Raw genomic sequence first — 14534 nt, 5'->3', positions numbered from 1 at the left:
CGCCAATCAAGGAAACCTTAAGAACGAAGGACATCGTCGCCAGCAGCGCCGCCGCCCTCGTCAGTGATCGGGCTTATAGACCCCCATCCTCACAGACGTCAACAGTCAATTTCAAAAAAAATGACAGTTTTCTGACAAAGTCCGGAAATGCGGGCTTTTTGCCCCGAAAAAACTTTCCAGCCCGTCCTAACGGCCTGTGGAGACACATTTTGGCCCTTACTTCTTCACAATCCATCGATCTAAGCGTCATCAACGGCGCGTCACGCGGGGGCGCATGGGGGTACGCGGATGCGCACATACAAAGGGGTGTGCGCTCCCCTCCCCTGTCTTCCCGATCGATTTGACTCCCGTGTGTGAAAGATGCACATCTTCGCGCAACGTATCGCCTGCAAGAATACGGCAAGAGAAATCAGGGGCCCCCAGCTCGGAATGATCACCGACAAGAAAATGGTCCGGTCGCTTGGCGACCAACCGCCGATCCTTGCGGACGGCCGGCGCGCGCCGGACAGACGCGAGATTTCGTTGCGCTGGCTTTCAGGCACATTCCTGACGGGCATCACCTCCAGCCTTCTTATGGGCGTCGCCCTTTTCGCAGCGCTTGACGGTCGCCAGCAGCTGGCGATCCCCGCCGAAGCCTATGCAGCACTCGACGCATCGAACGGCGGCAACGCGCCGGTCAATGCCAAGCGCGGCGACCGCATCCTTTCTCCCAACATCGTTGCCAAGCCGGCCGACAAGACCGTCATGGAAGTCTCGACGATGATCCATGACGGCGAGAAGGAAGTGGTGCGCAAGCAGCCCTTTGTTCACGTCAAGATGGCGCTTGCCGCCAACCACCAGGTCTCCGACAGCTATCCGGATTTCGACCCGCTGACGATCTTCTCCACCGACGACGCCGATGCCGAACCGCAGGTCGCACGCACCGGCACCCTTTACGGCTCCAACGTCGATTCCGAAGTGGCGCTGAAGACGGTCGATTTCCCGATCAAGGGCTCCAGCCTGACCTTCGACAGCTCGATGTCGCTCGACGAGGTCGAGGAGAATGTGCGCACCAATGGTTCGGTGCTGACCGAAGGCAGCACCCAGGTCGCTTCGCTCTTTTATGTCGACCCGCAGCGTTTCGCCTCCGATAGCGACGGCCTCGACCTGCTGCAGGGCCTGACCGCGCGCATCGTCGAGCAGAACAAGAGCGACGCGGCTTACGAGAGCATCAACGAACAAAGCACCGAATATGCCGACGACATCATTCCGGTACGCCGGAAGATCGACATCGCGACCGCCATGGTCAATGCCGGTTATGCCAAGGCGCAGGCCGAAGACGCAGCCGGTTATATCGGCGACGCGCTCGGCGCCAAGGAACTGAACGACGGCGACGTCCTGCGCATCGGCATCATCCAGAAGGGCGAGGAAGCGCGCATCGTTCGCGCCACCGTCTATTCGCGCAACCGCCATGTGCTGACGATGGCCGTCGACGACGGCGGCCGCTTCGTGCCCGGCGCCGAGCCGCCCAAGCTCGATGCGGTCGCGACCGCCTTCGACGACAACGGCACGCCGACGATCACCAGCACCCACGATCTGCCGCGCGTCTATGACGGCATCTACCGCGCCGCGCTGTCCTACGGCATGAACACCGACATGGTCGGGCTCGTGGTCAAGCTGCTCGCCAGCAATGTCGACTTCCAGGCGCAGCTGAAACCAACGGATTCGCTCGAAGCCTTCTTCTCGGTCACCGACGATCGCGGCATGGCAACGGCGGAATCCGAACTGCTCTACGTCAGGGCGAAGTTCGGCGACGCGGAAACGACCTTCTACCGCTTCCAGGATCCGGACGACAACTCGATCGACTACTTCAACAGCGAAGGCAAGAGCATCCGGCAGTTCCTGTTGCGCAACCCCGTGCCGAACGGCCATTTCCGCTCCGGCTTCGGCATGCGTCGCCACCCGATCCTCGGCTTCTCGCGCATGCACACCGGCGTCGATTGGGCGGCACCCCGCGGCACGCCGATCATTGCAGCCGGCAACGGCACGGTGGAGAAGGCTGGCTGGGATTCCGGCGGGTACGGCAACCAGACGCTGATCCGCCATGCCAACGGCTATGTCTCCTCCTATAACCACCAGAGCGCGATCGCCAAGACCGTCAAAACAGGCGCGAAAGTGGTCCAGGGTCAAGTGATCGGCTGGGTCGGCACGACGGGTCTTTCGACCGGTCCGCACCTGCACTACGAACTGATCGTCAACGGCAACAAGGTCGATCCGCTGCGCATCCGCCTGCCGGGCGGCAAATCGCTGGGCGGTGACGCGCTCGCGAAGTTCGAGAAGGAGCGCGACCGCATCGACGAGTTGCTGGACAAGGACGGCAGCGAAGTCGCCAGCAAGTAGCCTGCGACACCCACCTCTTACAGCGACCTTTGCGCGTCTATTTAGACGCGCAAAGGTCGCTGTAACACTTTGAGTTGCTGCATAGTTTTGTCCTTAAATCGATTCCGATTTAAGGAATTGTGCAGTAGCGGTTTGGTGCCTTGATAGGCGGTGGCCGCGATCCCCGCAGCGGCGGAATTTCAAGCGCATGAACGAAAAAGGCCGCCCCGAAGGGCGGTCTTTTTCAGTTTCTGTGGTTTAGGCGGCTTCCTTTTCCGTGCCGGCGCCACGCTTGAAGTTCAGCCGGTCGGAGCCGGCAAGAACCTTGATGGCGGATCCGTCCGGGAACTCGCCCTGCAGGATCTTTTCAGCGAGCGGATCCTGAAGATACTTCTGGATCGTCCGCTTCAAGGGGCGGGCGCCATAGGCGGGATCGTAGCCCTTTTCGGCCAGGAACGTCCGCGCGTCGTCCTCCAGTTCCAGCGTGATCTTGCGCTCGGACAGCAGCTTGCGCAGCCGGGCCAGCTGGATATCGACGATCGCGCCCATTTCCGAGCGACGCAGCCTGTGGAACAGGATGATCTCGTCGACGCGGTTGAGGAACTCCGGCCGGAAGGCCGACTTGACGACGTCCATCACCTGGTCGCGAACCACATCGCTGTCCTCATTCTCACCGAGCCCGGTCAGATACTCCGCGCCGAGGTTCGAGGTCATGATGATCATCGTGTTGCGGAAGTCGACGGTGCGACCCTGACCATCCGTCAGGCGACCGTCGTCGAGCACCTGCAGCAACACGTTGAAGACATCCGGATGCGCCTTCTCGATTTCGTCGAACAGCACGACCTGATAGGGCCGGCGGCGGACGGATTCGGTCAGCGCACCGCCTTCCTCGTAGCCGACATAGCCGGGAGGTGCGCCGATCAGCCGGGCAACGGAGTGCTTCTCCATATATTCCGACATGTCGACGCGCAGCAGCGCGGTCTCGTCGTCGAACAGGAAGCGGGCAAGCGCCTTGGTCAACTCGGTCTTGCCCACTCCGGTCGGGCCGAGGAAGATGAACGAGCCGATCGGCCGGTTCGGATCCTGCAGGCCGGCGCGCGCACGGCGAACAGCACGCGATACGGCCTGGACGGCATCGCCCTGACCGACGACCCATTTCGCCAGTTCGTCTTCCATCCGAAGCAGCTTCTCGCGTTCGCCTTCCAGCATCTTGTCGACCGGGATACCGGTCCAACGTGAAACCACATGGGCGATGTTGTCGGGGGTCACGACCTCCTGCACCATCGGATTGGCGTTGGCGTTCTCCTGGCTTTCGGCATCGGAAAGCTCTTTTTCGAGCTTGGGGATGACGCCATAGGTCAGCTCGCCGGCGCGCTGGAACTCACCCTTGCGCTGGACGATCGCCAGTTCGTTGCGGGCTTCGTCGAGCTGCTTCTTGAGGTCGGCGGCGCGGCCAAGCTTCTGCTTCTCCGCCTGCCAACGCGCCGTCAGCGCCGATGCCTGCTCTTCGAGCGAGACCAGATCGAGCTCAAGCTTCTCCAGCCGGTCTTTCGACGAGCTGTCGGTTTCCTTCTTCAGCGCTTCGCGCTCGATCTTCAGCTGCATGATGCGCCGGTCGAGTTCGTCGAGTTCCTCGGGCTTGGAATCCACCTGCATGCGCAGACGTGAAGCCGCTTCGTCCATCAGGTCGATCGCCTTATCCGGCAAGAACCGGTCGGTGATGTAGCGGTTGGAAAGCGTCGCGGCGGCAACCAGCGCAGAGTCGGAGATCCGCACCTTGTGATGCTGCTCGTATTTTTCCTTCAGGCCGCGCAGGATCGAGATGGTGTCCTCGACCGTCGGCTCCTCGACCATGACGGGCTGGAAGCGGCGGGCAAGGGCGGCGTCCTTTTCGACGTGCTTGCGGTATTCGTCGAGCGTGGTCGCGCCGACGCAATGCAGCTCGCCGCGCGCAAGCGCTGGCTTCAAGAGGTTGGAGGCATCCATCGCCCCTTCCGCCTTGCCGGCACCGACAAGCGTGTGCATTTCGTCGATGAACAGGATGATCTCGCCGTTTTCCGCCTGCACTTCGTTGAGCACAGCCTTCAGCCGCTCTTCGAATTCGCCGCGGAACTTCGCGCCTGCGATCAGCGCGCCCATGTCGAGCGCCATCAGGCGCTTGTCCTTCAGGCTTTCCGGCACGTCGCCATTGACGATGCGCAGAGCGAGGCCTTCGGCGATCGCCGTCTTGCCGACGCCGGGCTCGCCGATCAGGACCGGGTTGTTCTTGGTCCGGCGCGACAAGACCTGGATCGTGCGACGGATTTCGTCGTCACGGCCGATCACCGGGTCGAGCTTGCCTTCGCGCGCATCGGCCGTCAGATCACGGGCGTATTTCTTCAGGCTGTCGAACCCCTGTTCGGCATTGGCGCTGTCGGCCGTGCGGCCCTTGCGGATGTCGTTGATGACCTGGTTGAGCTTGGTCGGCGTCACGCCCGCCTTCTTCAGGATGTCGGCCGTGGCGGCAGAACTTTCGATCGCCAGCGCCAGAAGCAGGCGCTCGACGGTCACGAAGCTGTCACCGGCTTTCTTGGCCGCTTCTTCGGCGCTCGAAAAGACGCGAGCAAGCGGCTGCGACAGATAGACGGAACCGTTGCCGCCGGAAACCTTCGGCAGTTTTGCCAGGGCCGCATCATTGCCGGCGCGCGCTTCGCGCGCATCGCCGCCCGCCCGCTCGATCAGCGAGGCGGCCATGCCCTGGTCGTCGTCGAGCAGCACTTTCAGCACATGCTCGGGCGTGAACTGCTGATGTCCCTGCGCCAACGCATAGGTCTGCGCCGATTGCAGAAAACCGCGCACGCGTTCGGAATATTTCTCGATATTCATTCTCTACCTCCATAGCCCACCAGGCCCGTCACACGGCACCCGCTGGTGTTTCAGGATCAGGCCCCCGCATTCGGCGAACCTGTCATTGGCCGTCGATCCACACCTTGCGCGGGATCAACGCGTCCGAAGCGAATATGGGGCAGCGGTTTTCGAAATTAAAGGGCTGATTGCATGTCGCAAATAGGAAATCTTGCGGGGGATGCAAACGGCCACGCCTCTTTGCGATGCGTGGCCATTTGCAAGTGGATGCCGGCATGCCGGGTGGCCTCAGACGAACGCCCTCAGTGGCAGCTCAGAGGTCAGTGATCGACAAATGACGTACCGAACTCCTTCATCCGGGAGACGTAGTAGGCCGGCTCGATCAGCACCTCAGGCAGATAGAGGCCGGCCTTGGGCGCCTCGCCGCCGGCAAGACCGAGCATACGCTCGACCGCAAGGGCAACGCCAAGTGCCGTCAACGGCGCCTGCCCCTGCGGATGCACGATCTCGTGCCGGCGCGTCAGCGGTTCTCCGTCCTTCGCCTGTCCAGCGATTTCAAGCGTGATCTCGGTTGAAAACGGTTCGCCGCGCCGCCGGCTGGCGGACACGCTATAGGCAAGGTCGAGCCGGATTTCCTTGGCGCCGGTTCGCGCGGCCAGCGCCATGACATCAAAGGGCGAATAGGCCGCAGCATCGAGTTCGACGCCATCGACACTTCTGTAGCGCGCGAGCGCCTCTTGCCCGCTCGCCCAATGCAGCTTGCCGTCCTTGACCGTGAGCGAGGCAGGCGCCTTGCCGGTAATGCGGTTGTAGTCGGCGAGTGCCGCGGGCCCGCCCATATCCTCTTCGTCGAGCAGCACGCCGATGCGGATCGCATCGACCGTCTCATAGGACGAGAGGGTGTCGAGCACGGGGAAAATCGCCGCTCCCGCAAGCCAATGGCTGGCGAGCAGGATCGGCGCCTTGTCCGGCGCATGGATATACTGTGCAACCTCAGGCCCGACCTCGAACGTTCCGCTGGAGAGGCTGATATACGGTATTCCCTTGTTCTGCGCGTACCGCATCGAGGTCAGTCTCTCGTCCTTGACGAAGATGACCACGGCGCTGAAGGCGGCATTGTCATCAAGGCCAAGATCGGCGCGGTCGAGATCGATCCGTACACCGATCGCTCCCCCGACCTGGTCGGCGACGGCCTGCGCCCGGGAGAGATCCCGGCCCCCGATTGCCAGCGGCAGACCGGGGTGCAGCCTGCGGATCGCCTTGGCCGCCTGTGACCCGACAACGCCGGAGCCGCCGATGATCAGGACGGGTGAGAACTTGCTCGACATGTTCATATCTCCTAGACGGAAGAGAGGTGGGCGTTTTGCCAACCTACCATTAGTAGGTTACCATCAGTAGATAAGTAGCAAACGCGTTGCGTCAAGGGATTGGGATATTTATCGCCTGGCGCGAACGACCGGAGGAGAGCAGCCGATGCCGAAGACGGCGTTGAGGAAACTTGCCAAGCCCGAACGGCGTGCGCAGCTCATCGAAACCTCCAAGGAAATCCTGCGGGAATGCGGCGCAGACGCCCTCACCCTCGGCCACCTTGCCGAACGCGCCGGCGTCAGCAAACCGATCGCCTATGAACACTTCGGCACCCGCGAAGGGTTGCTGATCGCACTATCGCGCGAGATCGAGAGCCGTCACACGGAAAAACTGAAGAACGGCTTGCTGGTGGCGCCGGCCGAACTGGCATCCGTCGCCGGCATCATCAGCTCCGTCTATATCGGATGTGCCGTCGAGAACGGCTCGGAATGGCAGGCAATGTCAGGCGCCCTGCGTGGCAACGCCGAGATGGACCGCGTGCAGCAGGAACTGGCCGACGACTATGTCGGGCTCATTGGCGTGGCTGTCGCCCCCTTCTCCAACCTCACTGACGACGATCTGCGCCTGCGTTGCGCAGGCATTGCCGGCGCTGCGGAAACGATTGCAAGAGAGTTCGTCCGGGGTCGCGCGACCGCGGAGAATGCGGCTGCCAATCTCGCAGCCTTGATCGTCAACGGCATCGGCGCCTGATGCACAACGCTCCACAACGGCCGCGATCAACCGGCTGTTCGAACAATGGTCAGGCAACAAAAAACCCGGCCGCAAAGCGGACCGGGCTTTTGATGTTTGTTTCTGCCGGGCCGCATATGCGGCCCTGCGAAGATTTACTCGGACGCGGCCAGAGCCGGAGCTTCCGGAGGCGCTTCGCCTGAAGCTTCGCCTTCACCGGCAGCCTCATCGGCTGCACTGCGGCGCGGACGGCGCGGGCGCGGTGCGCTGCGGCGGCGCGAGGCCGCACGGCCGGAAGCCGCTGGCGTTTCTTCTTCCATCGCCACTTCGGCTGGCGTGCCGTCGATGACGGGCTGCGGGCCCGAACCGTCGATCACCGGCTGCTGCTCGATGACCACGGGAGCGGCTGCAAGCGGAGCCGGTGTCTCGTCGGCGTAGCCCTGATCCAGATCGTCCTGATCCTGGTCGTTGGCATCCTGGCCGCGGAAATCCTGGCGCTCTTCGCGCTGGAAGCGATCCTGCATCTGCGCCTGTGCGGCTGCGATGATGCGGTTGTAATGCTCGGCATGCTGAAGATAGTTTTCAGCGATGACACGGTCGCCAGAGCTCTGCGCGTCGCGAGCAAGCGCCGAGTATTTCTCGGCAATATGCTGCGCGGTACCGCGAATCTTCACGTCCGGACCCGAACTATCATAGGTCCGCGTCAGGGGATTGGATCCCTTGCGGTTATGACTGTTGTTGCTTCCGTTGTTGTTATTGTTGTTATTATTGTTATTCCGCCCGCGGCCGCGCTTGTTTTGCTGTCCTGGCCTCATAGTACATTCACCCGAATTCTCTTGATAATGATGATCATGTGGTTTCGTCTTCCGGCCGGATCCGTCCGCGCCCGACAGAGCACGCGCCGGTGAGCCCGCACATGGCGGCTTCGGCGCCGACTGGCGTCAAATTAGCAGGTACCTGCACAAGGCACTGTTGAACCCTAGCAACTCTTTCTTGAGAGCAATCCCCGTGGCCAGGTCATACCGGAACGAATCTTAGGTCCATGACCATCTGCCCAGTGCGCGGGCAAACTAGCCCGCTTCCTCTGGGATTCCAAGCCCTTTCTTTGCGTCTGCAAGAAAGAAGATGCGCCAGTGCAGCATTTTTTCAACGGTCGAAGCTACGCTCGAAGATCAGCACCCGGTCGTTACCGCCCAGATCCTTGGCTTCTTCGCGCAAACGGAAGTTCTCGGCATTAAACAATGCCGTAACCGCCTCTTTCTGATCGAAACCGATTTCCAAGCCTATCACGCCGTCTGTCTCAAGATGATGACCGGCCTGAAGGGCGATGGCACGATAGGCATCAAGGCCGTCGTCTCCGCCATCGAGTGCTGCGGCCGGATCGTGCAATCGCACTTCCGGCTCAAGCTCTGCAACTACACTGGACCGTATATAAGGCGGATTTGAGACGATGACGTCGAAGCGCCCCTCCACCCTTTCGAACCAGTTGCTGCGCAGGGCCTCGAAACGATCCGCAAGGCCAAGCGCCTCGGCATTTGCACTCGCTGTCGCCAACGCATCCTCGGATATATCGGTAGCCGTGCCGTGCGCTTCAAGAACGCTGGCGAGCAAAGCCAGGCAGATCGCCCCCGTCCCTGTGCCGAGATCGAGAAGCCGGCAGCTCCCCTTCGCCGTAACGGTACGGCGCAGATGCGGGATCATGCGATCGACGAGCGTTTCCGTATCCGGCCTCGGCTCCAGCGTTTCCCGCGACAGCTTGAGCGGCAGGCCAAAGAACTCCCGCTCGCCGAGAATGCGGTAGACCGGCTCGCGCGCGATCCGCCGCTCGACGGCGGCCCGGACCCTGACGGCGTCCACCTCCGAAACCGGGTCCTTGCCACGGGTCACGACATCCGTCAGCGAAAGCCCGAGCAGGCCCGACACCAGATGGCGCGCGTCGAGTGTCGCATGCTCGATGCCGGCCGCGGTCAGGCGGTCCCGGCTTTCCGCCACGAGGCGCGCGAGCGTGGCAGTCATCGCGATCAGCCTCGTTGCTCGCCCAGGAGAGCCAGTTGGCTCGCCTGGTAATCGGCCAGCAGCGCATCGACGACTTCGTCGATTTCGCCGATCATCATCCGGTCGAGCTTGTAGAGCGTCAGGTTGATACGGTGATCGGTGATGCGCCCCTGCGGAAAGTTGTAGGTGCGAATACGTTCGGAGCGGTCGCCGGAGCCGACCTGGCTCTTGCGGTCGGCCGAACGTTCGCTGTCGGCGCGCTGGCGCTCCATGTCATAGAGCCGCGAACGCAGCACCTGCATCGCCTTGGCGCGGTTCTGATGCTGCGACTTTTCCGAACTCGTGACGACGAGACCGGTCGGGAGATGGGTGATGCGCACGGCGGAGTCTGTCGTGTTGACGTGCTGCCCACCCGCGCCCGACGAGCGCATGGTGTCGATGCGGATGTCCTCGGGCCGGACCTCGATGTCGATCTCCTCGGCCTCCGGCAGCACGGCGACGGTTGCCGCCGAGGTGTGAATGCGTCCGCTCGCTTCGGTTTCCGGGACGCGCTGAACCCGGTGCACGCCCGACTCGAACTTCAACCGCGCAAACACGCCGCGACCGGAAACGGTGGCGATGATTTCCTTGAAACCGCCAGCTTCGCCGTCGCTGGCCGAAAGCACTTCGACCCGCCAGCCCTTGGCTGCCGCATAACGCTCGTACATCCGGAAAAGATCGCCGGCAAACAGCGCTGCCTCCGAGCCGCCGGTTCCCGCGCGGATTTCGAGGATCGCGCTCTTTTCGTCGGCTGCATCCTTCGGCAAGAGCAGGATCTGGATCTCCTGTTCCAGCTGCTCGATCGCCTCCACGACTTCAGGCCTTTCCATCTCGGCCAGGTCGCGCATGTCCTTGTCGGTCGTCCTGTCGGCCAACATGGCATTGATGTCGGCAAGCTCGGCGGTTGCCTTCTCATAGGCGCGGATCTTGGTGACCACAGGCTGCAGTTCGGAATATTCCGACGCCAGCTTCACATAGACGTCGGCCGCGGGCCCTGCCGACATGCGGGCCTCGATCTCGCCGAACCGCCGTTCCAGTTCGCGCATTTTCTCAATGGGAAGCTTTGCCAAGTGTCACTCCAAATGCGCTTCGCCTCGCCCGGATCATAGCCCGAACGAGGACAAAAGCCCTTCAAATCTATCTAAACCGGGATGCCGTTCGCCGCAGCGAAGTCGATCAGGATCTGGCGAACCGGCGTCTGGTCGCGCGTGTCGTCCAGCGCCGCGTTCAGGACCTCGCCGAGCTTGCCGGCATCGAGAGCCAAGAGCATCGCCTTGATCGGCCCGACTGCCGTCGGTGACATCGACACCGAGCGGTAGCCAAGACCGAGCAGGGCCATGGCCGACAAGGGCTTGCTCGCCATCTCGCCGCAGAGCGTCACCGGTGTCTGATGGCGCTCGCCGCCGCGCACGATATCGCGCAGGATTCTGAGGAAGGGCCGGCCAAGCACGTCGAAGCGCTCGGAGACGCGGGCATTGCCGCGATCGACCGCCATGGCGAACTGGAACAGATCGTTCGAGCCGACCGAAACGAAGTCCACCTCGCTCATCAGCTCGTCGAGCTGCCACAAGAGCGCCGGCACTTCCAGCATAGCGCCGAACTGCAGCTTGCGCGGCAGCTGTTCGCCGAGCTTCGACTGGCGCTCGATTTCCTTTTGCAGCAGTTCGCGGGCTTCCTTCAGCTCCGAGACCTCGGTCACCATCGGCAGCATCAGTCTCAGCTCGGCGCCGGCAGCGGCGCGCAGCATGGCGCGAAGCTGGGTGCGCAGCAGACCCGGCCGGTCGAGCGAAAGGCGGATCGCCCGCCAGCCGAGCGCCGGATTTTCCTCTTCCGCCGCACGGAAATAGGGAACCACCTTGTCGCCGCCGATATCGAGGGTGCGGAAGGTCACCGGCTTGCCGCCGGTCTGCTTCAGGACGCTGCGATAGAAGGCCTCCTGCTCTTCCGCCTTCGGCATGGTCGAGGCGATCATGAACTGCAGCTCGGTGCGGAAAAGGCCGATGCCCTCAGCACCCGCCTCGTTCAGATGCGGCAGGTCGACCAAAAGGCCGGCATTCATCTGCAACGTGATGCGCTTGCCGTCCTTGGTGAGTGGCTCGACGTCCTTGAGCGCCCGGAACTGCGCCTGTCGGCGTGCGCGGAAACGCACCTTTTCCTCGTAGGCGCGCTGCAGATCGGCCAGAGGCCGCAGGTGCACCTTGGCATCGTCGCCATCGATGATGACGGCATCGCGATTTTCGGCAAGCGCCACAGCACCCGCAGCCTGGCCGACGACCGGGATGCCCATAGCGCGGGCGACGATGACCACGTGGCTGGTGACGGCACCCTCTTCAAGAACCAGGCCGCGGACGTTTTCGCGCGGATAGTCGAGAAGTTCGGCCGCACCCATGGCGCGCGCGACGATCACCGCATCGGTCGGAAAATCGCTGGCCGAAAGCTTGGCGCCATAGCCCGAAAGCTGTCGCAGCAGCCGGTTGGCCAGATCGTCGAAATCGTGCATGCGCTCGCGCAGATAGGGATCCGTCAGCCGGATCATGCGCGCCTTGGTCTCGCTCTGCACCCGTTCGACGGCGGCTTCGGCCGTCAGGCCGTTGCGGATCGCCTCTTCCAGCTTCCGCACCCAGCCGCGGTCATGGGCAAACATGCGATAGGTCTCGAGCACCGCGCGGTGCTCACCCTCCATCGACACTTCGCGACGCGACAGCATGTCGTCGATCGAGATGCGCAGCGATCCCAGCGCTTCGGCAAGCCGCTGCAATTCCTGGTCCGTATCCTCGTTCAGAAGATTGGTGACGACGATCCTCGGCTCGTGCAGCACGACATAGCCAAGGCCGATGCCTTCGCCGTAGCTGTTGCCATCGATCGAGACCGGGCGGGACAGATCGAGCTCGAGGCCGGGCTTGGTGATTTTCTTCAACTCGCCGGTCGCCACCATCTCGGCGAGAACCATCGCGGTCGTTTCCAGCGCCTCGACCTCGTCTTCCCGGTAGTTGCGCTGCGCCTTGTTCTGCACGACGAGAACGCCGAGCGCGCGGCCCGTGCGCAGGATCGGCACGCCGAGGAACGAGTGATAGATCTCTTCGCCGGTTTCCGGCAGGTAGGTAAAGGCGGGATGCGCCTGGGCGTCGGATAGGTTGAGCGGCCGCGCAGACGCAGCAATGGTGCCGACAAGGCCCTGCCCCATCTTCAACTGCGCCAGGTGGACGGCGGTCTTGTTCAGACCTTCGGTCGCGTAGAGTTCGAGCACGCCGTCGGAACGCAGCACATAGACCGAACACACTTCCGCGACCATGTTCTGTGCGATCTGGCGCACGATCCGGTCAAGGCGCTCCTGTGGCTCGAGCGGTTCCGCCATCAGTTCGCGCAACCGCTTGAGGAGAACGCGCGGACCTGCGGAAAGGTCTCTCATCGCGTGGGGTCCCCCGAAAAAGAGTAGACGACGGCGGCGGAAGAATTCGCAGCCAAAACGGCTGCGAATCCCAAATCAGTCACCTGTCGGTTAACTCTTATCGAGACCGTAGGCGGAATGCAAAGTGCGAACTGCCAATTCGGCATAGGGTCCGTCGATCAGGATCGAGATCTTGATTTCGGAGGTGGTGATCGCCTTGATGTTGATGCCCTTGTCGGCCAGTGCACGGAACGCCGACGCGGCAACGCCCGCATGGCTGCGCATGCCGATGCCGATGACCGAGACCTTGACCAGGCCCGCTTCCGACTGGATCACGTCGTAGCCGATCTTTTCCTTATTGTCGCCAAGCACTCTCAGCGCCTTGTCGACATCGCCGGAAGGAACGGTGAAGGTCATGTCGGTCTTCGAACCATCTTCCGAGATGTTCTGAACGATCATGTCGACATTGATATGGGCTTCGGCCAACGGCCCGAAGATCGCGGCGGAAACGCCCGGCCGGTCGGCAAGACGGCGCAGCGAAATCTGGGCTTCATCCTTGGCATAGGCAATGCCGGTTACGACTTCCTGTTCCACGATTTCTTCCTCATCACAAATCAGCGTGCCGGGCGGATTGAGAAGGTCACCCATGCCCGGCGCATCGGGATCCTCGAAAGACGAGCGCACGAAGGTACGGACCTTGTGCACCATGGCAAGCTCGACCGAGCGCACCTGCAGCACCTTGGCGCCGAGCGATGCCATTTCCAGCATTTCCTCGAACGCGATCTTTTTCAGACGCCGCGCCTTCGGCTCGATACGCGGGTCGGTCGTGTAGACGCCGTCGACGTCGGTATAGATGTCGCAACGGTCGGCCTTGACGGCAGCGGCAATCGCAACCGCCGACGTATCGGAGCCGCCGCGGCCAAGCGTCGCCAGGCGATTGTCCGGGCCAAGGCCCTGGAAGCCGGCGACCACGGCCACCTGGCCCTCGCCCATGCGGCGGATGATGTCGGCACCCTCGATGTCGAGAATGCGGGCGGCGCCATGAGCGTTGTCGGTGCGGATCGGAATCTGCCAGCCCTGCCAGGAGCGCGCATTGATGCCCATCGACTGCAGCGCGATCGCCAGGAGACCCGAGGTCACCTGCTCGCCCGAGGCGACGATGGCGTCATATTCGCGCGCATCGTAGAACGGCGCATTGCTGCCGGCGACCTTGGGCATGTGCTGCACCCAACCGACGAGCTCGTTGGTCTTGCCGGACATGGCGGAAACGACGACCGCGACCTCATGGCCGGCGTCGACTTCACGTTTCACATGGCGAGCAACATTGTGAATGCGGTCCAAATCAGCGACGGAAGTTCCGCCGAATTTCATCACGATGCGTGCCATTTCGCCTCTACCGGTACCGAATGTTTGCGCGCAAGCGCGCGTGACAGGAAAGCGCCCCCGTCGGCACCCGACGATCAAAAAGTTTGGGAGACTTCTCGGACATCGGCCAATCACCGCTTCGGGGAGCGGAAAGTCGCGGCGTCTCTTAGCGGATCAGGGGGCGCGGCGCAATGGCAAGAAGGCAGGAATAAGGCCCGCGTGACAGCGACCTGGCCGCACGCTAAGCAACAATATTGCCAATCGACATCGCCTGGAGTAACGAACGGCCCGCCAGATAGCTTTACGGCTTTGCACATATGGCAAGAGCCATCTTCGGTCGCACCCAGCCCTCGCCACCCCGTTGAAAATTGCTCGCGCCGATGGTAAAACTGCGGCGCAACTCGATTGTGAAAGGAGGGCTGCGTTGTGATGACTTTTTTCCGGCACCACCGCCAGCGTGGCCCCGTCAACGCCCTGCAGATGCGTTTGCAGGGCTGACCGGTACAAT

Annotated in this window: 10 protein-coding genes; 3 read left to right on the top strand and 7 right to left on the bottom strand. The window is 62.4% G+C overall.

Annotation, left to right across the window (positions count from 1 at the left end; all coding sequences use genetic code 11):
* Window positions 1-344 (top strand): hypothetical protein (locus BC363_RS35710; RefSeq protein ID WP_210183663.1); only part of this gene is annotated, 344 nt, incomplete at its 5' end.
* 85 nt (window positions 345-429) lie between these two features.
* Window positions 430-2379: a M23 family metallopeptidase gene (locus BC363_RS21770; protein WP_065784944.1), complete on the top strand. Its 1950-nt coding sequence runs from the start codon at window positions 430-432 to the stop codon at window positions 2377-2379.
* A 237-nt stretch (window positions 2380-2616) separates the two neighbouring features.
* Here the strand turns inward: BC363_RS21770 and clpB are convergent, their stop codons facing one another.
* Both clpB and BC363_RS21760 read right to left on the bottom strand, forming a co-directional pair.
* Window positions 2617-5223: an ATP-dependent chaperone ClpB gene (clpB, locus tag BC363_RS21765; protein ID WP_065784940.1), complete on the bottom strand. Its 2607-nt coding sequence runs from the start codon at window positions 5221-5223 to the stop codon at window positions 2617-2619.
* Between the two features lie 299 nt (window positions 5224-5522).
* The gene (locus BC363_RS21760) at window positions 5523-6530 is read right to left on the bottom strand and encodes a saccharopine dehydrogenase (RefSeq protein WP_065784943.1); all 1008 of its coding nucleotides are present in this window, start codon (window positions 6528-6530) and stop codon (window positions 5523-5525) included.
* Between the two features lie 145 nt (window positions 6531-6675).
* Here BC363_RS21760 and BC363_RS21755 point away from each other — a divergent pair, with 145 nt between their 5' ends.
* Window positions 6676-7260, top strand: a complete 585-nt coding sequence (locus BC363_RS21755) for a TetR/AcrR family transcriptional regulator (protein ID WP_065784939.1) — start codon at window positions 6676-6678, stop codon at window positions 7258-7260.
* Between the two features lie 134 nt (window positions 7261-7394).
* Here BC363_RS21755 and BC363_RS21750 read toward each other — a convergent pair whose 3' ends face one another.
* The 5 genes from BC363_RS21750 to BC363_RS21730 form a co-directional block, all read right to left on the bottom strand.
* Window positions 7395-8054 carry a DUF4167 domain-containing protein gene (locus tag BC363_RS21750; protein ID WP_065784938.1) on the bottom strand — a complete coding sequence of 220 codons (660 nt, stop codon included), beginning with the start codon at window positions 8052-8054 and terminating at the stop codon, window positions 7395-7397.
* Window positions 8055-8385: 331 nt separating this feature from the next.
* Complete coding sequence (prmC, locus tag BC363_RS21745) at window positions 8386-9255, bottom strand: peptide chain release factor N(5)-glutamine methyltransferase (protein WP_083223587.1); 870 nt, start codon at window positions 9253-9255, stop codon at window positions 8386-8388.
* A 5-nt stretch (window positions 9256-9260) separates the two neighbouring features.
* Window positions 9261-10343 carry a peptide chain release factor 1 gene (prfA, locus tag BC363_RS21740; RefSeq protein ID WP_065784936.1) on the bottom strand — a complete coding sequence of 361 codons (1083 nt, stop codon included), beginning with the start codon at window positions 10341-10343 and terminating at the stop codon, window positions 9261-9263.
* A 71-nt stretch (window positions 10344-10414) separates the two neighbouring features.
* Window positions 10415-12682: a phosphoenolpyruvate--protein phosphotransferase gene (gene ptsP, locus BC363_RS21735; protein ID WP_065784935.1), complete on the bottom strand. Its 2268-nt coding sequence runs from the start codon at window positions 12680-12682 to the stop codon at window positions 10415-10417.
* Between the two features lie 90 nt (window positions 12683-12772).
* On the bottom strand, window positions 12773-14047 hold the full coding sequence (locus BC363_RS21730) for an aspartate kinase (RefSeq protein ID WP_065784934.1): 1275 nt from the start codon (window positions 14045-14047) through the stop codon (window positions 12773-12775).
* Window positions 14048-14534: the final 487 nt, after the last annotated feature.

This window comes from Ensifer sp. LC384 (assembly GCF_001695865.1).
Classification (GTDB): domain Bacteria; phylum Pseudomonadota; class Alphaproteobacteria; order Rhizobiales; family Rhizobiaceae; genus Ensifer.
This window is presented reverse-complemented; position numbering and strand designations above follow the sequence as displayed.